This is a genomic window from Rossellomorea sp. QJM3NY_18, assembly GCF_056173145.1.
This window is the reverse complement of record NZ_CM149659.1, coordinates 3,589,537-3,610,760: the sequence shown is the minus strand read 5'-3', so window position 1 is coordinate 3,610,760 and position 21,224 is coordinate 3,589,537. Positions and strand designations below refer to the sequence as shown.

Genomic DNA, 21,224 nt, shown 5'->3' with positions numbered 1-21,224 from the left:
AGATCTCTCTGACAGTCAGTCCTTTTGTACAGATAGAGGTTAGTCCATCATGTTATCATTGCCGGTATAGTCATTGCGCTTTTGACGGTCCATATTGATCTTATGGGTATCATCATCACGCATTTCGTATTGATCAGACGTCATTTCACCGTTGGCGTTTTCACCTGAGTCGACATTTCTACCTTGTGGAGAGTCTTTGAGCATCAGGTTGATGGTATCGTCAATGGCTGTATTCGCATTTTTGCTGTCACTATCCATCTGGGCAAGGTTTTCAACGTTGCGCATCAATGCTTTATCATCGGTTACATAGACATGGTACCAGCGCGGAATGACGGACATAGCTGTTTTCTTAACCTGATCGGCTACTTCGAAGCGTCCTTGTTTATCTTTTTTGTCGGTCACATAAGAGACAAGAACTTCTTCGTCCGTGACGAGGGTAGAGCAATCTTTCACGTCAGGAAGGGCGACACTCATTTTGCTGATGCTGTCGGCTACCTGCTCGCGATTGATACTGTACATGTCCTTGGTGGAAATGTTTTGACCACCGGTAGGGCTCTTCTGCTGGCGGACATAACCAAAGTCTTCCCCGCGGTGTGCCCCTTTTTTGGTCCAGCCATTGTCGTTATACAGGTCTTCCCTGTCACTTACGTTAATGGTATTCCCGTTGTCGTGGAACATTTCCTCATTGGCTGTGTCGATGCCATTACAGGCTGTCCCGATTAATGTGATGCCGAGTACCGTTGTACCTAAAAGTAATTTATTCAACTTAAACACCCCCTATCCAGTAGGGTGACCATCTCTTATGGTAATTTTTCATAGTAATTAATGGACAATCCGTTATAATTTAAAATAAGGAAACGAAAGTGGGTGGACAGAGGTGATTTGTGTGCAGAACACGTGCTACGAAATCGTCGAGGAATTCAGGGACGGATTCAACGAGGAAGCTTTCAAGGAAAGATATAGCGATATCTTAAGCAAATACGATTATATCCTTGGTGATTGGGGATACGGTCAGCTCCGATTGAAAGGATTCTTCGATGATCACAATCAAAAGGCTTCTTTCGACACAAAGGTGAGCACTCATAAGGATTACTTATATGAATATTGTAATTTTGGGTGCGCTTATTTTCTTGTGAAGAAAGTCAATAAATAATGGTGAAAAGGAACAAACGACGATGGTCGTTTGTTCCTTTCTTTTACTTGTTTTCAGTATACGGCGGCTCTTCATTCACATCCGGGTCGGCATGAACAGGATGTGATCCCGGTTCCTGACGAGGTATATCCTGATGCAGGGATTTATTCTCGTAGTTGAAGGCACTATAATACCGTTGTCCTTCTTCCCAAGGTGTACTCTTGTTTTCAACAGGGGTATGCTTACCTCTGGGAGCACCGTAAGGACCTTCCGGAAGTGTCTCGGGGACGAGGAAATTACGGTATGTTTCTACATTGGAGAAGTCACTGTATTCTTCGTCTTCTTTATCATAGGATTTCCGGTCTTTGCTCATTTTATCTCCCACCTTTCATACCTATAGTATGTGAACGGGAGGCGGAGTTCATTCTTTCGAAGGGCATTTGAATCAGAGGATGGTTTCACCTAAGAAGTCCCTTAATTCATCCGCTTCTTCCCCAGTTAACTTAAATACACTCTCAACATAGCCGGGTTCACCAAGGTCATCTCTCCCCAAGATGGCAAATCGACTGCCCTGAAGGTCCAGTACCAATGATTTCCCGTAATAACGTTCCGTTTGGGTAATGGCCAGGTCGTACCGCTGATTTTCCCCCATGAAACTCACGAATCGCGTTCGTGTATTTTCAGTATCGTCATATAAATAAAAGCGTTCACTCATCACGATGTCCTCCTCTTTTTCTGCTTATTTCATCATATCAGACTGAGACGGGAATTGCAGGATGTACCTGTATGGGTCTGGTGAAATTATGTTAAAATAAGGTGCAGGTTATTGTTTAAGGGAGAGGTGAGCATCATGTATTTCGTAGACAGGGAAAAGATTGAAGAAATATTGATCTATATGGATGAGCAGCTAAACATATTCAGTCGTCAAGAACAGTGGAACGCTACTCTGGAAAAGTTGGCGCTGGAAAGGGTTGCCCACGTCATCATTGAATCCATCCTGGACGTAGGGAACAGCATGATCGATGGATTCATCATGAGGGACCCCGGGAGCTATGAGGATATCATTGATATTCTTCTGGATGAAAAAGTGATCACAGATAGGATGAGCGAAGATCTCAAACGCCTCGTCGAACAGCGCAAACCACTGGTCCAGGAATATACAACCGTTGATCACAAGCAATTACATACCATCCTGGAAGAAGTATTCCAAACACTGAACCAATTTCCGCTGCAGGTCCGGAACTACCTTGAAAATGAACTTGGCCCCGTATCGGCATTTAAAAACTAAACGTATTTGACAGCGCTTTCCTTAATGAGAATGCGCTGTCTTATTTTCTTTAGAGAGTGACTTTATAGCGAAGCAAATAGAAATATTGGACATACTAACGACACTATATGGAGGTAGATGATGAAAGAGTATAAAGGGTATTTAATTGATTTGGATGGCACGATGTATAAAGGAAAGGAGAAGATTGAAGAAGCGGGGGATTTTGTGAAACGGATGCAGGATAAGGGATTGCCTTATCTATTCGTGACGAATAACTCTTCAAGAAGACCGGAACAGGTGGCGGAAAAATTGCGTTCCTTTGATATACCTGCAACGAAGGAACAGGTATTTACGACATCCATGGCGACGGCACAGTATATGGCGAAAGAAAAGCCTGAAGGAACAGCCTATGTCATCGGCGAAGAAGGAATACGCTCAGCACTTGAAGAGAACGGCATTACACTGCGGGATGATAAACCGGATTTCGTGGTAGTGGGGATTGACCGGGAGATTAATTACGAGAAATTATCCCTCGCTTGCCTGGGGGTGAGAAACGGGGCAACGTTTATTTCAACGAATGGAGATATCGCGATTCCGACTGAAAGGGGATTGCTTCCGGGGAATGGTTCCCTGACGTCTGTTGTGACGGTCTCCACCCAGACCGAACCGATCTTTATCGGAAAGCCGGAGTCCATTATCATGGAACAGGCTTTATCTGTGCTAGGGGTCCCGAAGGAAGACACTCTGATGGTGGGGGATAACTATGATACAGATATTCTGGCTGGAATAAACGCAGGGCTCGATACGCTCCTTGTGCATACGGGGGTTACAACAAAAGAGGCGCTGGCTCAAAAGCATATTCAGCCTACCTATACAATAGAAACATTGGATCAATGGGATATATAACATTAATAAATGTGGAGGCTGACTGCAGCTTCCACATCCTTCATGAACCTGCTGAGTACTCAAATATTGGAAAAATTCTTTGATTAGTAATATTTCATAATAGACAACACACGTTTGTATAAGTAAAATAGAACTAGTGTGAAAAGAAGTAAACAAAATACTATTTATACTAAAGGGGGAATTTTGTGATTGCCCTTTTGGTAACAATATCTATGCCTCTATAGATATTGTTGTAAGAATAAGTAGTAGGAACGTACATTATACTCCTAATGAATTATGTGGTTTTTTCCTCTAACTAACGATACTTTTCCATGACGCATATTTGAGTACCCAGAAGGATCATGACGACAGAAAATGAAATACTGAAATTTTTTAAAAATTTTTCGAAATTAAGTGTAAAGGTATTCAACTAGGGTAAACACCAAAGGTAGTAGGGGACTATTAGCATTGATACCTTTTCAATTTCTAACTATTCTTTACGAATGCACACAACTTTAAGAATGAAAGTCACTGTTTCTTAGCTTGATTTTCGAAACAATCCACGTCATTTCTAAAGAATTATTAAAAGGGTAGTGAGGTAATGAGTATTACAGTTACAGGACTTGTCGGAAAGAAAATAAGGCAGCATAGAAGAGCAAAAGAAATCACCATACAACAATTAAGTCGTAAATGTGGATTAACGGTTAATTATATTTCGTTGATTGAAAAGGGAGAGGCAAATCCGTCCCTGAACAAGTTGTTTGCCATAGTATGCTCGTTGGAGGTTCAATGGGAAGATATTATGCCGACTTGTGAAGAACACCAAGACATCTACAATCACACGATTCTTTAATGAACTAATTTTCTCTTTTTAATTTCTTGTTCGATCAGAATGATGAATTCATTACTGAATTTTAACTGTTTTGCTTTTTTATAGGCATCGATAAGGGCTTTGTCACTCAGGAGTTTAATAAGATCTCACCTCGATCATTTTCAAAACGTATGTAAAATGTGTGATACTGTAAACTCCAAAAGAGAGAAAGCCTTTTTTTGGTGTGTATGTATTTTAGTTTGGCCCAGGGGACATTTATAATGAATATAATTACAACTATATTTGTAATTATATAAAACTATTCGCTGAAGTGCAAACATTAAGTTAGTTAAATGGATATAATTGATTTACACTGTATAATCTTTTAGGGTAGATTGTATCAATTACCTTGTACGCTTCTTTCATCACTAAAAATCAGACGACCCTGTCGTCTGATTTGGAATACTTATTCACCCTCATTCTGTGCATTTCGCCCGGTGTGCCAATCGGCTGGAAGCGGCAGCTGCAATGGCGCCAACGATATCATCCAGGAAGGTATGGCACATACCCGATGATTTATCATTCAATCTCTCCAGGATTCCCGGTTTTTGTTTATCGATATATCCGTAGTTTGTGAATCCGATCGAACCGTACACATTCACGATCGAAAAGGCCAGGATTTCATCCACACCGTATAATCCTTCATCTACTTCAACAATCGCCTGCAATGGTTCCGCAAGCATCTTTTTCTCAGCTAATATATCAAGTTGAATGCCTGTAAGTATGGCATTCTGTACTTCGCGCTTCGTCAATACACGTTCAACGTTATAGACACATTCCTTTAATTCAAGATCAGGATGATACTTCTGTTGAAGGTACATGACTAATTGAGCGATGTCTTCTATTTCCACTCCTCTTTCATGCAGCCATTTACGTGCCGTTCTCTCTAATAAATCCATTGACGCTTTATCCTTCATCTTATTCACCTTTTTCCTTGAAAGATTATAAAACCCCTATTTTGATTAGACGAAGCCTTGTTTTACTCATATGATTCCCATTTGAAAAATAGACATAATAATAGCTTCTGTTCTCATTCTTGCCCATCCCTGGATTTGGATATTCATAAATGCGTTGGAATGATGGTCTAGGGTAGCGCAGTCAGCACATGAATGTTGAAAAAGAACGGTCATTAAAGATAGGAGAGGTCGGTATGTCTCAAGAGATTCTAATGAACCATTTTGGGTTACATCCTGAGCGGGCATTCTTCGATGGAATGATGGATCGATATATGGTCGGGGGATTAGTATATAGTATTGTGGGTGTATCGAATATGGAACAGGAAACCCTGGTGGAACTTTATAAATTGGCAGAGCACCTGAAAAGCTCCGGGGACCGGCATGTGTCGACCTTTGTCCAGAGCAACGAGGGGAAATTCCTCGTGGTGGAGAAGGATAAAGATTATGTCGTCCTTCGAAATGAGGGAATCGAGTCCCCACCAAATCATAAACTCGGCAGGAAGCTAAGCAAATTCCATTTCAGGGGACGGTCCTTCGAAGAGAAAGTGGAGAAGATAAATCGCATGGGTCAGTGGAAAAGTCTGTGGGAAAAGAGGATGGCTCAATTGGAAAAAGCCTTTTACCAGGTCATTCAGGACCAGCCCGCTGACGAGTTTGAGCGCCGGTTTGTCGAGAGTTATCCTTATTACAGTGCGCTTTCGGAAAATGCCATTCAATACTTGGTCGATACGGAGCTTGATGAAGACCCGAAGGCAGAGGACGCCGGAACAATCTGTCATGAACGGTTTCTCGCGTCCACATGGGGGACCGAAATGTGCATACATTTTCCGTTTCAATGGGTATTCGACCACTGCAGCCGGGACATAGCAGAGTGGGTGAGGGAACGATACTTCATGAGGAGTCAAACGTTTCATCCTGAGCTTCAGGATTTCCTGAAAGAGTATGAGTCGATTACACCCCTTTCTCCTTTTTCATGGAGGTTGTTGTATTCCCGTCTGTTGTTTCCCCTGCATTACTTCGAGTGCATCGAAGAATATTACATTTCCCAATCAGAACAAAAGAAAAAGACAGTCGAGGAGAAACTTGAACGCTATTTGAAGAATTCCCACCAATACGAAGCGTTCCTGTCAGATTTTTACCATATGTCCGAAGTGCCGGTGAAAAAATGGGGAATTCCCATCATAGCGTGGCTGTAATCCAATCCCCGAGATAGGATGTGCCTTCCCTTTTATGCTAAACTGAAGAAAAGAATAGGGAAGGCAGGGGGATGTTTATGAAGCCATTCATCTATATTACGAGGAAACTTCCTGAGGCCGTGGTCGCCCCGCTAAAAGGTGAGTTCGAAGTGGAGATGTGGGGACGGGAGGATGCCCCTGTACCGAGGAATATCCTTCTGGAGAAAGCAGAGAAAGCGTCTGCTTTACTTACCATGCTATCGGACAAGGTGGACCTGGAACTCTTAGGGAATGCCACTTCTTTAAAAGTGGTGGCAAATCTTGCGGTAGGTTTTGATAATATCGATCTTGAAGCGGCAAAAGAAAAAGGTGTCACGATCACCAATACACCAGATGTATTGACGGAAACGACGGCGGATTTAACATTCGCCCTTCTGATGGCTACAGCACGACGAATCGTAGAAGCAGACCGGTACATTAAAGAAGGAAAGTGGGAAAGCTGGTCACCTCTCCTCCTTGCCGGAATGGATATTCATCATAAAACGATGGGAATCGTAGGTATGGGAAGCATCGGTGAAGCGGTGGCGAGAAGGGCGCAAGGATTCAATATGGAAGTGCTGTATCATAACCGTTCCCGTAAACCAAAAGCTGAAGAGACCCTTGGAGTAAGGTATGTGTCATTCGATGAGCTTCTTGCCGAGTCGGATTTCGTGGTCGTCCTGGCGCCTTTAAACATGGAAACAAAGGGCATGTTCCAGGAAGATCAATTCAATAAAATGAAGAAAACAGCGATCTTCATCAATGCAGCACGTGGAGCCATCGTCAATGAAGCGGCCCTCCTACAGGCGTTAAAAAGGGGAGACATCGCGGGGGCAGGCCTGGATGTGTTCGAAACCGAGCCGATAAGCGAGGATCATCCTCTCCTCCAATTGGATCAAGTCGTCGCCATCCCCCATATCGGAAGCTCCTCCAAGGACACCCGTCATGACATGATGACTCTGTGTGTAGAGAACATACAGGCCGTTCTTAAAGGGGACAACCCGAAAACAGCGGTGAAGTAAAGAAAAAAACCTGAATCCAAAAAAGGATTCAGGTTTTTAAATGAAATCTCGATTAGAATACTTGCTCTACTTCAACGATACCAGGAACTTCTTCCACCAATGCGCGTTCGATTCCTGCTTTTAATGTGATGGTTGAACTTGGGCAGCTTCCGCAAGCGCCAAGGAGGCGCAATTTCACAATGCCATCTTCAACGTCTACGAGTTCACAATCTCCACCATCGCGAAGTAGGAACGGACGTAATTTATCTAATACTTCCTGAACGGGTGCAATCATTTCGTTTTCAGCCATAATTATCTACTCCTTTCCTTACTATCTATTATAATGACATATTCGCAAAAAATCTATCAACCTGCAAATGATTGGGCATTTCTTTTTCAAAAAATGTTTCCCATTCCGTTTCCAGAAAGAAAATGGTTCCAACCTTCCTGCTTTTTTTGTAAAATAAACAAAAGAGGGGAACAAGGGGGAGGATCACATGAATCGTAAGCCAGTTGAACTTTACGTGTACGGTGCAGAAATACTCTGTCCAAGCTGCGTGAACTTACCATCATCGAAAGAAACGTACGAATGGCTGGAGGCTGCTGTGAGCAGGAAATATCCAAATCAGCCATTTGTCATTAAATATGTGGATATCCACAATCCGCCGGAAGAAGAATCGGTGAAACAGTTTGCCTCAAGGGTAGTGGAAGAAGATATGTTCTATCCCATTGTCTTATTGGAAGGCAAAATTGTCGGAGAAGGAAATCCCCGTTTGAAGACGATCTACTCAGAACTTGAGAAGTATGGATATGAAGCGGTTTAAAGCTTCTTAAGGTGAGAAAGGCTTTCTATAGTGAAAGCCTTTTTTTGTTGGGGATATTGCGGATAAAAAAGAACCGCCCACGAGCGGTTCTTCTTACATCAACCATTATGATATTTATACATCCACAATACACCGGATTTCAACAAACGGGCGACCCGTCCCGTGATGGAGCGCTCGTTCACCAGTCCGAAACCATGCTTCTTTCCGAGAGAACCAAGGATCCCCTTTAGCTTGATCTTTGGCAGTTCTGCCGGAAGCTCTTCGTTATTCCAACGCTTCAGTAAGATGGTAACGATTTGCTCCGCCTGTCCTTCAGCAAGTTGTGCACTTGGGGCTTGAGGAAGGCTTGCGCAGTCACCGACCACATACACGTTTTCATCCTGTGGCAGGTTATGATACTTTGTCAAGATGACGCGACCGCTTGCATCCTTTTCCACATCCATATCGCGAACGACCTTACTCGGTTGAATCCCGGCTGTCCACACGATGGCATCACAGAAAATCTGTTCTTCGTGGTTATGCAGTGTATTCGGTTCCACTCTTGTAATATTGGAATTGTTCACGATTTCCACGCCATTTTCGTCAAACCAGCCGTGAACGTAAGAGCTCAGACGTTCAGGGAAGGCATTGAGGATACGCGGTCCACGGTCGAATAGCTTAATCTTCAGATCAGATCGGCTTTCCCTAAGCTCACTGGCAAGTTCAATCCCGCTTAAGCCGGCGCCGACGATCCCGACAATCGAACCCGCTGGAAGATTACAAAGCGTTTGATAAGTCTTACGTGACCTTTCAATCGTTTGAATCGAGAAAGTATGTTCATCTGCACCCGGTACATTATGATATTTATCCTCACACCCTAGTCCGATGACAAGGTCGTCATAAGGAACGGCATCCTGATCTTTCATACGAACGAGTTTATTCTCCATGTCCACGCCTGAGATATCTCCATATACATAGGATAACCGGGCATGTTCCGGGAATGATACGCGTACATGTTGATCTGAAATCGTACCGGCAGCAAGCGCATAGTATTCTGTCTTCAGACAGTGATAAGGATTTCTGTCAATCAGGGTAATCGATACATCTTCAGGTAATTGGTTGGGTAATAAGCGAAGAAGGACGCGCATATTGCCATATCCTCCGCCAAGCAGCACTAATTGTTTCATGAAAATTTCCCCTTTTTGCACTCTACATTATTGTTGAAATAGTGTGGTTGTATATGATTTATATCCCGATATGGATAGGGACAGGATTTAAAGGACAGTCACGCCGAAACGGGTCCTGGCAAAGTAAGCATTTTCAATGTGAAGCCTAATTCGAGTAAATTCTACATAAATAAACCTATTAACATTAAAAGTATATCGAAATAAAGGTGTTTTCACAACAGAAATAAGCGAAAATGTTCACAATCTGTTATACCATTACATGGAATACAAATCATTGACGATAATGATAAAAAAAGGTAGCATAACAAAGAGTAGTGAGGTGATAGAATTGAAACCTATTATTGAATTTTGTATAAGCAATCTTGCTAGCGGTGCGCAAAAGGCGCTTGAGATATTAGAAAGAGACCCGAACCTTGATGTCATTGAATACGGATGCCTGGGATACTGCGGAAAATGCGCCCAAGCGTTTTATGCTCTCGTCAATGGGGAGGTCGTAACAGGCGACACGCCTGAAGAACTGGTGGATCATATCTATCAATTCCTTGAAGACAACCCGATGTTCTAAACAAAAGCCGGCCTGACCGGCTTATTTTTTTTGTGGACTGAAATGATGCTTTGGTCCACCGCTGCCCGATTTCCGTGCAAGACTTCGCTTTCCTCGGGCGGAAGGCGAGCCTCCTCGTCACTGTCGTTCCTGCGGGGTCTCACCTATTCCGCTTTTCCCGCAGGAGTCTTCGTCTTGCACTCCAATCAACAGCTAAAACCTACTACATACAATTTATGTGCCCATACAAAACAAAAAATCCGAACGATTTCGATTTCAATTAAGAAATTCGAATGATCGTTCGGATTATCTTTTGACTAGGTCTTTTCGCAGAAATTTTTGTGTTCCTATCGTTTTCCGCGGAAAGCGAGCACCTGCAGCGGAAATCAACCACCACTCGCTACCTTAAATAGTAACCTTACATAGACTTCATTTCTTTATACATTTCCCGGATTTCATACCAGCGACCCCTGGCCATTTCGATGATTTTCGGTTCGGTGGAGAGATGCTGCTTACCGATGACTTTAGAAAGGTAGGCTACCGCTTCCTCGATTTTATCCTGCCTCCTCAGTAATTCAGCGATGATATACAGAAGCTTTGTTTCGGACATTAAAGAGCCTGATGCACCATCTGTTAAATAAGCATCGATGTATTCATGTGCTGCCAGATTAATGAAGCGCCTTTCCTGTTCTTTATCAGCCATCTTTCGATAAAGCCAGGCTGTGCGAAGGTATAACCCTGCTATGGTCACTTTTTTCTCCTTCTTGATTAAAGCACAGTAGGCGGCCAGTTTATACGTATTGATCGCATCTTCATATGACCTGATTTTCCCATAATCCTGAGGCTGCCAGTGCAGACTGATCTTCTTTTCAAGCTCTGCTTTAAGAACAGGAGGTATGTATGCTGTAAAATCATCGGTATAAGAAAAACCGCACTGCGGACAGACGGATACATTATAGAGCAAAGGGTTTACATCATCGGACTGGTACAGGGGACAAAAGTCACTGTCATATCCGGTGAGCTTCACAAACCGGGATCTGATCCTTGTCGTACTGTATGAGTGTTTACATGATAAACACTGGGTCTTTTTATCATAAAATGGCGTCACTACCGTCATGAATCTCACCTCACAATCGGGACTATCTACCCTATTATACCTTGATGGTGGTGAAGGGAACCAGTGTTTTTTATTCATGGTGAGTAAAAAGTTGTGTTTAATGAGAATATTCGTATAATTATTCTTCCAATCATTCACCAAAGCCCCATCGGTTGAGTAGTAAAATAGAAAGGAGTATACTAAGTAGTAAGAAATGAAAAGGTTGGGGGTGTAATGAATGAGTGAAGTTGTCATTCTAACAGAAGCTGCTGCCCTTCAGATTAAAGATATGATGAAGGAACATGACGAAACAGATGCCATGTTACGAGTAGCGGTAAAAGGGGGAGGCTGCAGCGGCCTTTCTTACGGTATGGGATTTGAACATGAGCTTCAAGATGGAGATACAACGACAGAGCAGCATGGAATCAAGCTTGTCGTAGCAAAAAATGATGCTGCCATCCTGAACGGTACGAAAATAGATTATAAGCAGTCCATGATGGGCGGCGGATTTACGATCGACAATCCGAACGCCATCGCGTCATGCGGGTGCGGATCATCATTCGTGACGGCGACGAATAAAGGTACGCCGGAGAATTGCTAAATGAATAAAGGGACGGACCTCACTAATTGAGGTCCGTCCCTTTTTCAAGCTTAATGAATGTTTTTCAGTGCTTCTTCCACAGGTGTGTCACCACTTAGGATTTCGAATACTTTGTGGTTGGTTTCTTCGATGGTTAAAGAGTCTACAAGCACTTTCGCGACATCTGCACGGGGAATGTCACGGCTTTTATCTGTGATGCTGGTGGCCGCTTCAATCTTTCCTGTTGAATCATCGAATGAAAGGGATCCAGGGCGGACGATGGTGTAATTTAAGCCGCTCTCTTTCAAGTGGGCATCCGCAGCACCCTTGGCTTTTAAATAGAATTGCAATTCATCCGGTCCGCTTGAAGGATTATCCGCACCCATGGAGCTGAGCATCACAAAACGCTCGATACCCATCTTCTTCGCATAATCGACTGCTTTCTTAGCACCCTCCTGGTCGATGGCTAACGTCTTATCGTCTCCTGTCGAGCCACCACTGCCGGCTGCAAAAATGACGGCATTTACATTTTCAAGTGCATACGAGAAATCCTGCTCAAGATCGGCAACAATCGGTCTTGCTCCCAAGTCTTCCATTTCGTTTGCCTGTTCTGTTTTTCGGATCATGGCTCTCACGAAATGCTGACTGCTATTTGAAAGCTCTTTTACTATATGGCGGCCTGTGTTGCCGTTTGCTCCGATAACTAACACATTCATTTTACACATCATCCTTTATCTGAATTTTTTTTGTCCTACTATTGGTCTACCCATTCATGGTGAAAATAAACAAAGGAGTGGGCGTGGATAAAGTGAAGAACACAATGGTTGGAAGGAAGTTCTAATCATGAATCATTCATCTTCTCTAAAAAATAAAAAGGCCCAGGATACGATATCCTGAGCCTTGTGGATGGAATTAATCCGTAAACATGGACGTACTGTGCATCGGCTGCACCCTTGCTTTTGGATCCATATACGCTTTGGCATTGTTGACGGCTGTCGGTGCCTCGCCAAATCCACTTGCAATGAGTTTGACTTTCCCATCATACGTACTGATATCACCGGCCGCATAAATACCAGGGATATTCGTTTCCATCCTGGAATTGACCACGATTGAGTTCTTTTCGATCTCAAGACCCCAGTCTTTGATCGGACCGAGGGAGGAGACAAATCCGAAGTTTACAATTAGTTCATCAAGGTCGATAATTTCCTTTTCATCACCTTTTGTTTCCTCCAGTACGATCTGATTGATCTTCTCTTCATCGACGACCAACTCAGATGGGACGTATGGTGTTTTCAATTCAACTGTGGAGTTGTGTAAATTCTCCACACTGTGCTCATGAGCCCTGAATTTATCACGTCTGTGCACGAGATAAACTTTTTCTGCGACAGGCTCAAGCATAAGCGCCCAGTCAACAGCAGAGTCGCCTCCGCCGCAAATGACCACTTTCTTACCTCTGAAATGCTCGAGGTTATCGACAAAGTAATGAAGGTTTTTCCCTTCAAACTCGGACGCGTGCTCAAGCTCAAGGCGGCGTGGCTGGAAGGCACCGTTTCCTGCCGTGATGATGATCGTTCTGGAAAAATGGATTTCTTTGTCAGTGGTGAGTTTGAACATACCATCAGCCTGTTTTTCTAGACCTTCCACGGCCTGCTCCAAACAAATGGTCGTTTCGAATTTCGCCATTTGCTCTTTTAAATTATTGACCAGGTCCTGGGCCTTCACTTTAGGAAAACCGGCAACGTCATATATGTATTTCTCAGGATATAAAGTAGCAAGCTGCCCCCCGAGTTGTGGTAAACTTTCGATGATCTTAACTGATGCTTTTCTCATGCCGCCATAGAACGCTGTAAACAGCCCCGTTGGACCGCCGCCTATGATCGTGATATCATACACTTTTTGATCTTCCTTCAACATGATCCCTCCAACCATTTAGGTATGCTTCTTTTTACTTTATTCTATCACACAGCTTTTGATTATTCCCAATGATAGAAGATGTAAGTTCAGATAAATCAGACTTATCTATGAAAGAGACTACAACTTTTGATTGATTCTACGGACATTTTTTAAATATTCTTAAGAATTTAATTTCCTATATATATCTTGAAAATGCGAGGCAAAAAGAATATTATGTAATGTAGACATATTGTTAAGAATTTATGACAATTTTCGCATAACTATGGAGTAGTTCGTGAAAAAGGTCACATACTTTTGTTTTCATATCTTTATACAACCAATATTTCCTTTTTCAATAAGGAAAAAACATCGCGTTTGATTTGTTTTAGTTTCCTTTATATAGGGAAAAAGATAATAGCATCATATTGAACGGGATAAAAACGCATAATGTGGAGGACTCTAAGAGTATCCGAAGCAAATTTATCAAAAAAGGTGGAAGTGATTCAGTTGAGAAAGCCAAGAATCGTTGTATTAGGTGCAGGTTATGGTGGATTAATGACGGTAACTCGTCTTCAAAAGCAACTCGGAACAAATGAAGCAGAAATTATTTTAATTAATAAGAACGATTATCACTATGAAACCACTTGGTTACACGAAGCTTCCGCAGGTACGCTTCATCACGATCGAGTGCGCTACGACGTGAAAGATGTTGTCAACACGAGCAAAGTGAACTTCCTGCAGGCGACTGTTGAAGACATCAAAGTGGAAGAGAAGAAAGTCATCACAGGTGAAGGTGAAGTAGAATTCGATTACCTGGTAGTGGCTCTTGGTGCAGAATCAGAAACATTCGGAATTCCAGGCCTTCATGAGCATGCCTTCATGATTTCGAACATCAACTCTGCCCGTCAAATCCGTGAGCACATTGAATTACAATTTGCTACGTATAAGAACGAAGGAGAATTGAACGATGAACGCTTGACCATCGTTGTAGGCGGAGCAGGTTTCACTGGTATCGAATTCCTTGGAGAACTGGGTAACCGTGTTCCTGAGCTTTGCCATGAATATGATATCGACCGTAAGAAAGTGCGCATCGTATGTGTGGAAGCTGCGCCAATGATCCTTCCTGGATTCGATCCGGAGCTTGTGAAATACGCCCGTGCCAAGCTTGAGAAAAAAGGCGTGGAATTCCATATCGGAACTCCGCTGAAAGAAGCAAAGGCAGACAGCGTACTCATCGCCAAAGGTGAAGATGAAGTCGAAGAAATCAAAGCTGGTACGATTGTATGGGCTGCAGGTGTTCGCGGTAACTCCATCATCGAAAGAGCTGGAATTGAAAACATGCGTGCCCGTGTGAAAATCAACAGAGATCTTCGCGCACCTGGACACGACAATATCTTCATCATCGGTGACTGTTCACTGATGATCAATGAAGAGACTGAGCGTCCATACCCGCCGACTGCACAGATCGCCATGCAGCAAGGTGAAGTATGTGCCCGTAACATCGCTGCTTTACTGCACGGTAAAGGGGATCTGGAATTATTCACTCCGGACATCAAAGGTACCGTATGTTCACTAGGTGAAGATGATGCGATCGGTGTCGTCTACGGTAAGAAAATCACTGGTACTAAAGCTTCCTTCATGAAGAAGGTTGTCGACAACCGTGCTCTATACATGGTTGGTGGACCGTCACTAGTGTTCAAAAAAGGGAAATTCAAGTTCTTTTAAGCCCTAAAGGATTGAATGAAAGCAGAGTGGATCCCACTCTGCTTTTTATTATGAAGGAATGTGGACGGAGGTGCTTACAATGAAAAGGGGTAAGGTATGGCTGGCCGTTGCTGGTCTGATCATGGATGAAAACGGTAGATGGCTTGTGGTGAAAAAGAAATACAGCGGACTGAAAGGGATGTGGTCACTGCCTGCAGGATTTGTCAACGCCGGGGAAACCGTCGATGAAGCAGTGATAAGAGAAGTGCAGGAAGAGACAGGATTACATACAACCATCAAAGGGATCATCGGAGTAAGGTCGGGGGTCATCCAAAACGACATCAGCGACAATATGATGATTTTTCTGCTGGAGAATGAGGGAATTTCTTCTATTGAAAAAGAAGAAGCTGAGTTGTGGGATGTCCAGTGGAAATCGCCCCAGGAACTATTGGCAGACGAAAAGACATCCGTGATGGTCCATGAGATGATCAAACGAATGGGCTCCATGCAGAAGTTGAATATGATCGAAGGAATCAATCCAGGTGACCAGTTCGCCTACACAGAATATCGTTTATTTTTATAAAATTCTGTAAATTTTAAGAAAGAAAGAGATAATGAAAGAAAAACATAAATGTATTCGCTTTCTTAAAGGTACATCCCCTATAATGTCCCTTTTCTTTATTTCGGATAGATGATATATTATCAGAAAATTAAGAAATTAAAGAAAAGGGAGAGGGAAAAATGAGAGCTACTGCGAATGCTAAAACGAAATACTGTCTTTATTGTTCAGGAAAAGGATACTTTCAGTTAGTATTGGGTGGTTCTGAAACGTGTCCGTGCTGCGGAGGCAGCGGGAAACAGAAATAACCCCTAAAGGATAGAAGATGAAAGCAGACCTGACGAAGGTGGATACTTCCCTTGTGAAGTATGGAAACCGGTGTTGGGTCTGTTTTTTCTATGTCTGAATGATAAATAAGTTTATTTTGTGAATAAGTGACAAATCTTCCCCTGAAAATATTGACGCTTACATTTCACTCGAGGTACACTATTCTTTAGTGTTATGGAGGTGTAATTTGAAATGCCTATACATGTAATGATTATATCGATGCTTCTATTTTTTGTTCTATTTTTCGGAATAGGATTTTTGTTAAATATGTTATTGCGCATGACGTGGATCATGGCCATCATTTATCCGATTGTCGTTATTTTTATCGTGGACGAAGTTCGTTTTATAGATTATTTCCGAAATGCAGGGGAGTCTTTTTCAGAACTTGGGACAAGACTCAGCCACTTGGCTGTAGCCGATCTCGTGATTCTCGGAAGCGGCCTCGCAGGTGCCATCCTGTCCGGCATCGTCATGAGAATCTTAAGAGCAAAAGGATATCGAATGTTCTAACCACATCCGTTTAACCGGGAACTTAAATCCCAAGGTTGAACGGATTTTTTATTTTAAATGACTATAGTTTGATATCGTATCACAAGTAAGTGCAGGTTGATTTCCGCTTCAGGTGCTCGCTTTCCGCGGGGCTGGCGGTGAGCCTCCTCGGCTTTGCCTGCGGGGTCTCACCTGTCCAGCGTTTCCCGCAGGAGTCGAGCACCTTCCGCTCCAATCAACTGTCGATGCATACGTTTTTCACTTCAACGGATAAAATATCACTTCCATTTCTATTCTAGTTTTGCTAATCATTTTCTCTGAAACAAATGCTCCACACCCGTAGCACACATTCCATGTCATTAATAAAAGCTTTTATGTTGGTCAATTTGTCATTATACAGTCAGAATATTAAAGCACAGAGTGGATTGAAGCGGAAGGCACTTGACTCCTGCGGGAATAGAGGAAAGGTCGAGACCCCACAGGGCAAAGCCCGAGGAGGCTCGACTTCCTCCCCGCCGGAAAGCAAGTGCCTGGAGCGGAAAGGAACGGTCCCTTTTTCCCGGCACTTACTCATAAATAAGATTTAAATATAAATTCTCTATGAAAGTATTTTAGAAAATGGAACATACTAGTTGAAGTGTAGAATAGCCTGTTTTTAAAGGAGTTTTTCTCAAAAAGGAAAACTAAAATAAATTCCAAATATTACAACTATTCGATTTTTTTATCAATTTATGCATATATCTCCTCCCAAATGGGAAGTATGTAGGGTGGGAGGAGTGAATACATGAATCTGTTTAAAATTTGGACGAAGAGATTCGTTATGGTCAGTTTGTTTATCCTTGCACTCGGTACCACCTTTCAATCGGTGTCAGGAGTAGAGGCGCAAACCTTTAAAACCTGGATGATGGACAAGGGTGACAGTGATCAAAAAAGTCTCCACGATAAAGAGCATAAGACAAATCCTTTGCATTTGTCATTCAAGTTTCTTAAAAGGTTTACGGGCTATGAGACAAAAGTGTCAGCCAGTGCATCTGTTAAGCCTGAAACATTGGAAGAATCCATTGATTGGGATCAATATACGAAACACAAGGTTGTGGCGACGGGCTATACTGCCGGCGTTGAATCGACGGGGAAGGACCCGGGCCATCCCCTTTACGGCATTACATATTCGGGAGTGAAAGTGAAGCGTGATCTGTATTCTACGATAGCAGCGGATATTTCCGTCTATCCAATCGGTACCATCCTGTTTATCCCTCATTATGGTTATGGTGTCGTAGCCGATACAGGGAGCGCGATCAAAGGAAATAAAGTAGATCTCTATTATGAAACGGTGGACGACGTTTATAATGAATGGGGCAAGCAGACACTGGACGTCTATGTGGTCCAGATGGGTACGGGTGAGTTATCCGAACACGACTTGACCGAACTTAATGAAAACAAATCCATGCAGGTTTTCAGGCAGCAGATTTTATCACCTGAAAAAGAATAAATAAAGAGGTTGGGACAAAAGTATTTAGTTGAAAGAAAATCCGAACGATTATTCGAAAATCGAAATCGTTCGGATTTTTTATTGGATGTTTACGTAAACATCGTTGCTTTAAGATATAGTAAGTAGTGGTTGATTTCCGCTCCAGGTGCTCGCTTTCCGTGGGGCGTGAGTTGAGCCTCCTCGGGCTTTGCCCTGCGGGGTCTCAAGATCCAGCCACGGTGGCTAGCCCCTCGAGGTCATAAGCTAAATGGTCCAAGAAGGCAAAAGAACGTCTTCTTAGCCCATTCATCTTATGCTTGTCGGGGCTGAGCAAGCCACCTCCGCTTTTCAGGCTTTCCCGCGTTTCCCTCAGGAGTTGAGCACCTTCCGCTCCAATCAACTTCCAGGCGTAAGTGTTTCACTATCACTTTGTAATGTCGAAATCTCTTCACCTATTGCATACATCAACTGTGATTCTATTAGTGGCAGTGACCTTAACCGTTACTTATACAAATACTCTTTCTAAACAGATGTGAATGATTCATTCTGCTTCGACACACCCCAAATGATCGAAAATGAGAAAACTACAGTCTGTGTACGAATAACACCTATCTTGATGAATGGCCCTTTTGTTATCATTGCTAAAGCACATTCAGTTTATATAGCAGGATCTAGCTTTTGATTGGAGTGCAAGACGAAGACTCCTACGGGAAAAGCGGAATAGGTGAGACCCCGCAGGAACGACAGTGACGAGGAGGCTCGCCTTCCGCCCGAGGAAAGCGAAGTCTTGCACGGAAATCAAAAGCGGTGTAGCAAGCAATCCTAACTGAATTTATGATTGTTCGCCTTTAGAAGAAATGGATTTAGTTATCTCCCAGCCTATTTATTTATGTGCCGGCCTTGGCAGTAGGGAGCCTCGGATAAGAACAAAGGTCCAATCAGTTTAGCAGCAGTGTAAATAGGGGAAAAAGAAAGTGAGAAACGAAACCAAAAGGAGTGGAAGATATGAACAAAAGTCAATTCGACAAAATGAAGAATGGAGAAGGGTTCATCGCGGCGCTTGATCAAAGCGGCGGCAGTACACCGAAGGCATTGGCAGGGTACGGTGTGAAGGAGGACTCCTACTCAAATGAAGACGAAATGTTTGATAAGGTCCATGAAATGCGGACGCGAATCATCACTTCCCCATCCTTCAGCCCCGACAGGATCCTCGGGGTCATTCTTTTCGAACAAACGATGGACCGGGAAATCGAAGGCAAATATACAGCGGATTACCTTGCAGATAAAGGCATCGTTCCTTTCCTGAAGGTGGATAAAGGACTAGCGGAAGAGGAAAATGGTGTTCAGCTCATGAAACCGATCCCTGACTTGGAAGAGACTCTGGGCCGTGCCACCGAACGGAAGATTTTCGGCACGAAAATGCGCTCAGTCATCCACGAACCGAACGCGAGCGGCATTAAGGAAGTTGTCGATCAGCAGTTCGACATTGGAAAACGCATCATCTCTGCCGGTTTGGTTCCGATCATCGAACCTGAAGTCAATATCCATAGTGAACAAAAAGAAAAGTCTGAAGAAATTCTGTGCGATGAAATCCTGAAGCATTTGAATGAACTATCAGAAGAGGAAAACGTCATGCTGAAGCTCTCGATCCCGACGAAAGCGAATGCGTATAAAAAGTTGGTTGAGCATCCACGCGTTGTGCGGGTCGTCGCACTTTCCGGCGGCTATTCACGTGATGAAGCGAATGAAAAGCTGAAGGAAAATGACGGGGTGATTGCAAGTTTCTCCAGGGCATTGGCAGCTGACCTAAGTGCCGATCAATCCGAAGAAGAGTTTGATGCTGCGTTGAAGAAGGCTGTTGATTCGATTTATGAAGCCTCGGTTCATACTAACTGATAGGGTGTAAAGAAATAAGAACATGCCTGCTCGCTTATAAGTGAGCAGGCATGTTCTTTTACGTTTCATGATATAAATCGGGATGAAGCAACCGGGCAAGTTTCTCGGCCCCTTTTAACAGAAGGGGGGATGGCCGGCAGTAGAGTGCTTCTTCCAGGACAAAAATACGGTCTTCCTGTACAGCGTCAAGTGTATTCCAATCAGGGCGGTTCTTTACGATCTCAGGCTTCACCCTGCTTTGCCTTACACCGACCCATGCCAGGCAGATATAATCCGGATTGCGCTTCAATACGTCCTCCCAATCGGTTTGAACACTTGCCAGGTCCACATCTTCAAAAAGGTTCCGGGCACCGACCATTGTGCTTAATTCGGTCAGCCAATTGACCCTGCCGGGTGTGAAGACCGGTTTAGGCCACCACTCCCAATAAAGGGAGGGAGGATTTGAAACCTGATCCCCGATCGTCTTTAAACGTTTGACAGTATCCAAGAATTCCTGTCGGCGTTTTAAGGCATGTTCTTCGATCCCACACGCTTTCCCCACTGTCACGAGATCTTCCGCAATGTCAGTGAAGCTCTGGGGATTCAAGGTGATGTGGGGGATATTCCTCTTTTCAAGTTCTTCTATATTTTTCTCCATTCCTGGAACGCTTAAGGATGAAAACACCAGATCCGGCTTCAATGATTCCAGCTTATCCATATTAATCGATAGATCCGGTCCGAGCTGCGGAAGGGACTTTACCTCCGCCGGATAGTCGGAGTAATCATCAACGCCGGCAAGAAGAGGTGTCAATCCCAGGTAATCGATGATTTCTGTATTACTGGGGCAAATGGAAACGATTTTCATGCTCACACTCCTAGAGGATGAATAAATAATGAAGCAGAAGGGTCAGGATGATTCCTGAAAGTCCGCCAAAGAATACTTCTATAGGTTTATGACCGAGTAATTCCTTCAGCTCCTTGCGCTTCTCCTGTTCAGGTTTGTTCTGCCAGCCTTTGGCTTCTGACATGAAGCGCTGGAAGTCCACCATCAATTGATTGAGGACAATCGCCTGCTCTCCTGCCTGCCTTCTGACACCCGTTGCATCAAACATCGTAATGATGGCAAACATGGCAGATACAGCGAAGATAGGGGAAGAGAGTCCCGCTTCAAGAGCTACCCCGGTGGATAATGCCGTCACGGCTGCTGAATGGGAACTCGGCATCCCTCCTGTTGAGGTAATCAAGGACCAATTCCATTCCCTCGTTGCGATAAACTGTATGGGAACCTTAACAAACTGAGCAAAAAAGATCGAAAATAAAGACGCCCATAATGGAAAATTAAACAGTACTTCCATGCTGTGAAATGCCACCCT

At 43.5% G+C, this 21,224-nt stretch carries 27 protein-coding genes; 15 read left to right on the top strand and 12 right to left on the bottom strand.

Features of this window, described 5'->3' with window-relative positions; all coding sequences use genetic code 11:
* Window positions 1-39: 39 nt before the first annotated feature.
* Entirely contained in the window at window positions 40-774 is a 735-nt protein-coding gene (locus AC0VXY_RS18735; protein WP_435989418.1) for a YhcN/YlaJ family sporulation lipoprotein, read from the bottom strand.
* Window positions 775-877: 103 nt separating this feature from the next.
* Here AC0VXY_RS18735 and AC0VXY_RS18730 point away from each other — a divergent pair, with 103 nt between their 5' ends.
* On the top strand, window positions 878-1,153 hold the full coding sequence (locus AC0VXY_RS18730; RefSeq protein WP_044338154.1) for a YutD family protein: 276 nt from the start codon (window positions 878-880) through the stop codon (window positions 1,151-1,153).
* Window positions 1,154-1,196: 43 nt separating this feature from the next.
* Here the strand turns inward: AC0VXY_RS18730 and AC0VXY_RS18725 are convergent, their stop codons facing one another.
* Together AC0VXY_RS18725 and AC0VXY_RS18720 are read right to left on the bottom strand one after the other, a co-directional pair.
* Window positions 1,197-1,505, bottom strand: coding sequence for a hypothetical protein (locus AC0VXY_RS18725; RefSeq protein ID WP_034763749.1), 309 nt, complete (start codon window positions 1,503-1,505; stop codon window positions 1,197-1,199).
* A 72-nt stretch (window positions 1,506-1,577) separates the two neighbouring features.
* Window positions 1,578-1,847 (bottom strand): DUF3055 domain-containing protein, encoded by a 270-nt coding sequence (locus AC0VXY_RS18720; RefSeq protein WP_435989419.1) that lies wholly within the window; start codon window positions 1,845-1,847, stop codon window positions 1,578-1,580.
* A 135-nt stretch (window positions 1,848-1,982) separates the two neighbouring features.
* On the opposite strand from AC0VXY_RS18720, the gene AC0VXY_RS18715 reads away from it, so the two are divergent.
* From AC0VXY_RS18715 to AC0VXY_RS18705, 3 genes are all read left to right on the top strand, one after another.
* Complete coding sequence (locus tag AC0VXY_RS18715) at window positions 1,983-2,420, top strand: DUF86 domain-containing protein (protein WP_435989420.1); 438 nt, start codon at window positions 1,983-1,985, stop codon at window positions 2,418-2,420.
* 120 nt (window positions 2,421-2,540) lie between these two features.
* The gene (locus AC0VXY_RS18710; protein WP_475527903.1) at window positions 2,541-3,305 is read left to right on the top strand and encodes a TIGR01457 family HAD-type hydrolase; all 765 of its coding nucleotides are present in this window, start codon (window positions 2,541-2,543) and stop codon (window positions 3,303-3,305) included.
* A 580-nt stretch (window positions 3,306-3,885) separates the two neighbouring features.
* On the top strand, window positions 3,886-4,137 hold the full coding sequence (locus tag AC0VXY_RS18705; protein ID WP_435989421.1) for a helix-turn-helix domain-containing protein: 252 nt from the start codon (window positions 3,886-3,888) through the stop codon (window positions 4,135-4,137).
* On the opposite strand, the gene sda is transcribed toward AC0VXY_RS18705, so the two are convergent.
* Both sda and AC0VXY_RS18695 read right to left on the bottom strand, forming a co-directional pair.
* Window positions 4,134-4,247 carry a sporulation histidine kinase inhibitor Sda gene (gene sda / locus AC0VXY_RS18700; protein ID WP_475527902.1) on the bottom strand — a complete coding sequence of 38 codons (114 nt, stop codon included), beginning with the start codon at window positions 4,245-4,247 and terminating at the stop codon, window positions 4,134-4,136. The two genes, AC0VXY_RS18705 and sda, sit on opposite strands and share 4 nt — an antisense overlap.
* Window positions 4,248-4,571: 324 nt before the next feature.
* A complete protein-coding gene (locus AC0VXY_RS18695) occupies window positions 4,572-5,072 on the bottom strand; it encodes a phosphatidylglycerophosphatase A family protein (protein WP_435989422.1) in 501 nt (166 codons plus the stop codon).
* A 233-nt stretch (window positions 5,073-5,305) separates the two neighbouring features.
* Here AC0VXY_RS18695 and yutH point away from each other — a divergent pair, with 233 nt between their 5' ends.
* Window positions 5,306-6,307 (top strand): spore coat putative kinase YutH, encoded by a 1,002-nt coding sequence (yutH, locus tag AC0VXY_RS18690; protein WP_475526144.1) that lies wholly within the window; start codon window positions 5,306-5,308, stop codon window positions 6,305-6,307.
* 77 nt (window positions 6,308-6,384) lie between these two features.
* Window positions 6,385-7,347 (top strand): 2-hydroxyacid dehydrogenase, encoded by a 963-nt coding sequence (locus AC0VXY_RS18685; protein WP_475526143.1) that lies wholly within the window; start codon window positions 6,385-6,387, stop codon window positions 7,345-7,347.
* A gap of 52 nt (window positions 7,348-7,399) precedes the next feature.
* Here AC0VXY_RS18685 and AC0VXY_RS18680 read toward each other — a convergent pair whose 3' ends face one another.
* The gene (locus AC0VXY_RS18680) at window positions 7,400-7,636 is read right to left on the bottom strand and encodes a NifU family protein (protein WP_034763763.1); all 237 of its coding nucleotides are present in this window, start codon (window positions 7,634-7,636) and stop codon (window positions 7,400-7,402) included.
* A 187-nt stretch (window positions 7,637-7,823) separates the two neighbouring features.
* On the opposite strand from AC0VXY_RS18680, the gene AC0VXY_RS18675 reads away from it, so the two are divergent.
* On the top strand, window positions 7,824-8,150 hold the full coding sequence (locus AC0VXY_RS18675) for a YuzD family protein (RefSeq protein WP_430342244.1): 327 nt from the start codon (window positions 7,824-7,826) through the stop codon (window positions 8,148-8,150).
* 98 nt (window positions 8,151-8,248) lie between these two features.
* On the opposite strand, the gene AC0VXY_RS18670 is transcribed toward AC0VXY_RS18675, so the two are convergent.
* Window positions 8,249-9,316, bottom strand: coding sequence for an NAD(P)/FAD-dependent oxidoreductase (locus tag AC0VXY_RS18670; RefSeq protein ID WP_435989426.1), 1,068 nt, complete (start codon window positions 9,314-9,316; stop codon window positions 8,249-8,251).
* 328 nt (window positions 9,317-9,644) lie between these two features.
* Between AC0VXY_RS18670 and AC0VXY_RS18665 the strand changes: the two genes are divergently transcribed.
* Window positions 9,645-9,881 carry a YuzB family protein gene (locus AC0VXY_RS18665; protein WP_475526142.1) on the top strand — a complete coding sequence of 79 codons (237 nt, stop codon included), beginning with the start codon at window positions 9,645-9,647 and terminating at the stop codon, window positions 9,879-9,881.
* A gap of 397 nt (window positions 9,882-10,278) precedes the next feature.
* Here the strand turns inward: AC0VXY_RS18665 and AC0VXY_RS18660 are convergent, their stop codons facing one another.
* On the bottom strand, window positions 10,279-10,977 hold the full coding sequence (locus tag AC0VXY_RS18660) for a DUF2225 domain-containing protein (protein WP_475526141.1): 699 nt from the start codon (window positions 10,975-10,977) through the stop codon (window positions 10,279-10,281).
* Between the two features lie 217 nt (window positions 10,978-11,194).
* On the opposite strand from AC0VXY_RS18660, the gene AC0VXY_RS18655 reads away from it, so the two are divergent.
* Window positions 11,195-11,557, top strand: a complete 363-nt coding sequence (locus AC0VXY_RS18655) for a HesB/IscA family protein (protein ID WP_226677042.1) — start codon at window positions 11,195-11,197, stop codon at window positions 11,555-11,557.
* Window positions 11,558-11,607: 50 nt separating this feature from the next.
* On the opposite strand, the gene AC0VXY_RS18650 is transcribed toward AC0VXY_RS18655, so the two are convergent.
* Together AC0VXY_RS18650 and AC0VXY_RS18645 are read right to left on the bottom strand one after the other, a co-directional pair.
* The gene (locus AC0VXY_RS18650; RefSeq protein ID WP_435989451.1) at window positions 11,608-12,252 is read right to left on the bottom strand and encodes an SDR family oxidoreductase; all 645 of its coding nucleotides are present in this window, start codon (window positions 12,250-12,252) and stop codon (window positions 11,608-11,610) included.
* Between the two features lie 196 nt (window positions 12,253-12,448).
* On the bottom strand, window positions 12,449-13,447 hold the full coding sequence (locus AC0VXY_RS18645) for an NAD(P)/FAD-dependent oxidoreductase (RefSeq protein WP_435994386.1): 999 nt from the start codon (window positions 13,445-13,447) through the stop codon (window positions 12,449-12,451).
* 489 nt (window positions 13,448-13,936) lie between these two features.
* Here AC0VXY_RS18645 and AC0VXY_RS18640 point away from each other — a divergent pair, with 489 nt between their 5' ends.
* From AC0VXY_RS18640 to AC0VXY_RS18615, 6 genes are all read left to right on the top strand, one after another.
* Complete coding sequence (locus tag AC0VXY_RS18640) at window positions 13,937-15,154, top strand: NAD(P)/FAD-dependent oxidoreductase (protein ID WP_435989452.1); 1,218 nt, start codon at window positions 13,937-13,939, stop codon at window positions 15,152-15,154.
* Between the two features lie 79 nt (window positions 15,155-15,233).
* Complete coding sequence (locus AC0VXY_RS18635; RefSeq protein WP_475526140.1) at window positions 15,234-15,716, top strand: NUDIX domain-containing protein; 483 nt, start codon at window positions 15,234-15,236, stop codon at window positions 15,714-15,716.
* A gap of 158 nt (window positions 15,717-15,874) precedes the next feature.
* On the top strand, window positions 15,875-16,000 hold the full coding sequence (locus AC0VXY_RS18630) for a YuiA family protein (RefSeq protein WP_159362729.1): 126 nt from the start codon (window positions 15,875-15,877) through the stop codon (window positions 15,998-16,000).
* 211 nt (window positions 16,001-16,211) lie between these two features.
* Complete coding sequence (locus tag AC0VXY_RS18625) at window positions 16,212-16,529, top strand: YuiB family protein (protein WP_034763779.1); 318 nt, start codon at window positions 16,212-16,214, stop codon at window positions 16,527-16,529.
* A gap of 763 nt (window positions 16,530-17,292) precedes the next feature.
* The gene (locus tag AC0VXY_RS18620; RefSeq protein ID WP_475526139.1) at window positions 17,293-17,997 is read left to right on the top strand and encodes a 3D domain-containing protein; all 705 of its coding nucleotides are present in this window, start codon (window positions 17,293-17,295) and stop codon (window positions 17,995-17,997) included.
* Between the two features lie 984 nt (window positions 17,998-18,981).
* Window positions 18,982-19,872, top strand: a complete 891-nt coding sequence (locus AC0VXY_RS18615) for a fructose bisphosphate aldolase (protein ID WP_435989455.1) — start codon at window positions 18,982-18,984, stop codon at window positions 19,870-19,872.
* A 58-nt stretch (window positions 19,873-19,930) separates the two neighbouring features.
* Here AC0VXY_RS18615 and AC0VXY_RS18610 read toward each other — a convergent pair whose 3' ends face one another.
* Together AC0VXY_RS18610 and AC0VXY_RS18605 are read right to left on the bottom strand one after the other, a co-directional pair.
* The gene (locus tag AC0VXY_RS18610) at window positions 19,931-20,716 is read right to left on the bottom strand and encodes an ABC transporter substrate-binding protein (protein ID WP_435989456.1); all 786 of its coding nucleotides are present in this window, start codon (window positions 20,714-20,716) and stop codon (window positions 19,931-19,933) included.
* A 10-nt stretch (window positions 20,717-20,726) separates the two neighbouring features.
* Window positions 20,727-21,206: a divergent PAP2 family protein gene (locus AC0VXY_RS18605; RefSeq protein WP_435989457.1), complete on the bottom strand. Its 480-nt coding sequence runs from the start codon at window positions 21,204-21,206 to the stop codon at window positions 20,727-20,729.
* Window positions 21,207-21,224: the final 18 nt, after the last annotated feature.

What these genes read in the sequence shown, in the direction of transcription:
- AC0VXY_RS18725 (WP_034763749.1), bottom strand. Translation starts at nt 1,505, where the DNA reads ATGAGCAAAGACCGGAAATCCTATGATAAAGAAGACGAAGAATACAGT.
- AC0VXY_RS18720 (WP_435989419.1), bottom strand. Translation starts at nt 1,847, where the DNA reads ATGAGTGAACGCTTTTATTTATATGACGATACTGAAAATACACGAACG.
- AC0VXY_RS18715 (WP_435989420.1), top strand. Translation starts at nt 1,983, where the DNA reads ATGTATTTCGTAGACAGGGAAAAGATTGAAGAAATATTGATCTATATG.
- AC0VXY_RS18710 (WP_475527903.1), top strand. Translation starts at nt 2,541, where the DNA reads ATGAAAGAGTATAAAGGGTATTTAATTGATTTGGATGGCACGATGTAT.
- AC0VXY_RS18705 (WP_435989421.1), top strand. Translation starts at nt 3,886, where the DNA reads ATGAGTATTACAGTTACAGGACTTGTCGGAAAGAAAATAAGGCAGCAT.
- AC0VXY_RS18695 (WP_435989422.1), bottom strand. Translation starts at nt 5,072, where the DNA reads ATGAAGGATAAAGCGTCAATGGATTTATTAGAGAGAACGGCACGTAAA.
- yutH (WP_475526144.1), top strand. Translation starts at nt 5,306, where the DNA reads ATGTCTCAAGAGATTCTAATGAACCATTTTGGGTTACATCCTGAGCGG.
- AC0VXY_RS18685 (WP_475526143.1), top strand. Translation starts at nt 6,385, where the DNA reads ATGAAGCCATTCATCTATATTACGAGGAAACTTCCTGAGGCCGTGGTC.
- AC0VXY_RS18680 (WP_034763763.1), bottom strand. Translation starts at nt 7,636, where the DNA reads ATGGCTGAAAACGAAATGATTGCACCCGTTCAGGAAGTATTAGATAAA.
- AC0VXY_RS18675 (WP_430342244.1), top strand. Translation starts at nt 7,824, where the DNA reads ATGAATCGTAAGCCAGTTGAACTTTACGTGTACGGTGCAGAAATACTC.
- AC0VXY_RS18670 (WP_435989426.1), bottom strand. Translation starts at nt 9,316, where the DNA reads ATGAAACAATTAGTGCTGCTTGGCGGAGGATATGGCAATATGCGCGTC.
- AC0VXY_RS18660 (WP_475526141.1), bottom strand. Translation starts at nt 10,977, where the DNA reads ATGACGGTAGTGACGCCATTTTATGATAAAAAGACCCAGTGTTTATCA.
- AC0VXY_RS18655 (WP_226677042.1), top strand. Translation starts at nt 11,195, where the DNA reads ATGAGTGAAGTTGTCATTCTAACAGAAGCTGCTGCCCTTCAGATTAAA.
- AC0VXY_RS18650 (WP_435989451.1), bottom strand. Translation starts at nt 12,252, where the DNA reads ATGAATGTGTTAGTTATCGGAGCAAACGGCAACACAGGCCGCCATATA.
- AC0VXY_RS18635 (WP_475526140.1), top strand. Translation starts at nt 15,234, where the DNA reads ATGAAAAGGGGTAAGGTATGGCTGGCCGTTGCTGGTCTGATCATGGAT.
- AC0VXY_RS18630 (WP_159362729.1), top strand. Translation starts at nt 15,875, where the DNA reads ATGAGAGCTACTGCGAATGCTAAAACGAAATACTGTCTTTATTGTTCA.
- AC0VXY_RS18625 (WP_034763779.1), top strand. Translation starts at nt 16,212, where the DNA reads ATGCCTATACATGTAATGATTATATCGATGCTTCTATTTTTTGTTCTA.
- AC0VXY_RS18620 (WP_475526139.1), top strand. Translation starts at nt 17,293, where the DNA reads ATGAATCTGTTTAAAATTTGGACGAAGAGATTCGTTATGGTCAGTTTG.
- AC0VXY_RS18615 (WP_435989455.1), top strand. Translation starts at nt 18,982, where the DNA reads ATGAACAAAAGTCAATTCGACAAAATGAAGAATGGAGAAGGGTTCATC.
- AC0VXY_RS18610 (WP_435989456.1), bottom strand. Translation starts at nt 20,716, where the DNA reads ATGAAAATCGTTTCCATTTGCCCCAGTAATACAGAAATCATCGATTAC.
- AC0VXY_RS18605 (WP_435989457.1), bottom strand. Translation starts at nt 21,206, where the DNA reads ATGGAAGTACTGTTTAATTTTCCATTATGGGCGTCTTTATTTTCGATC.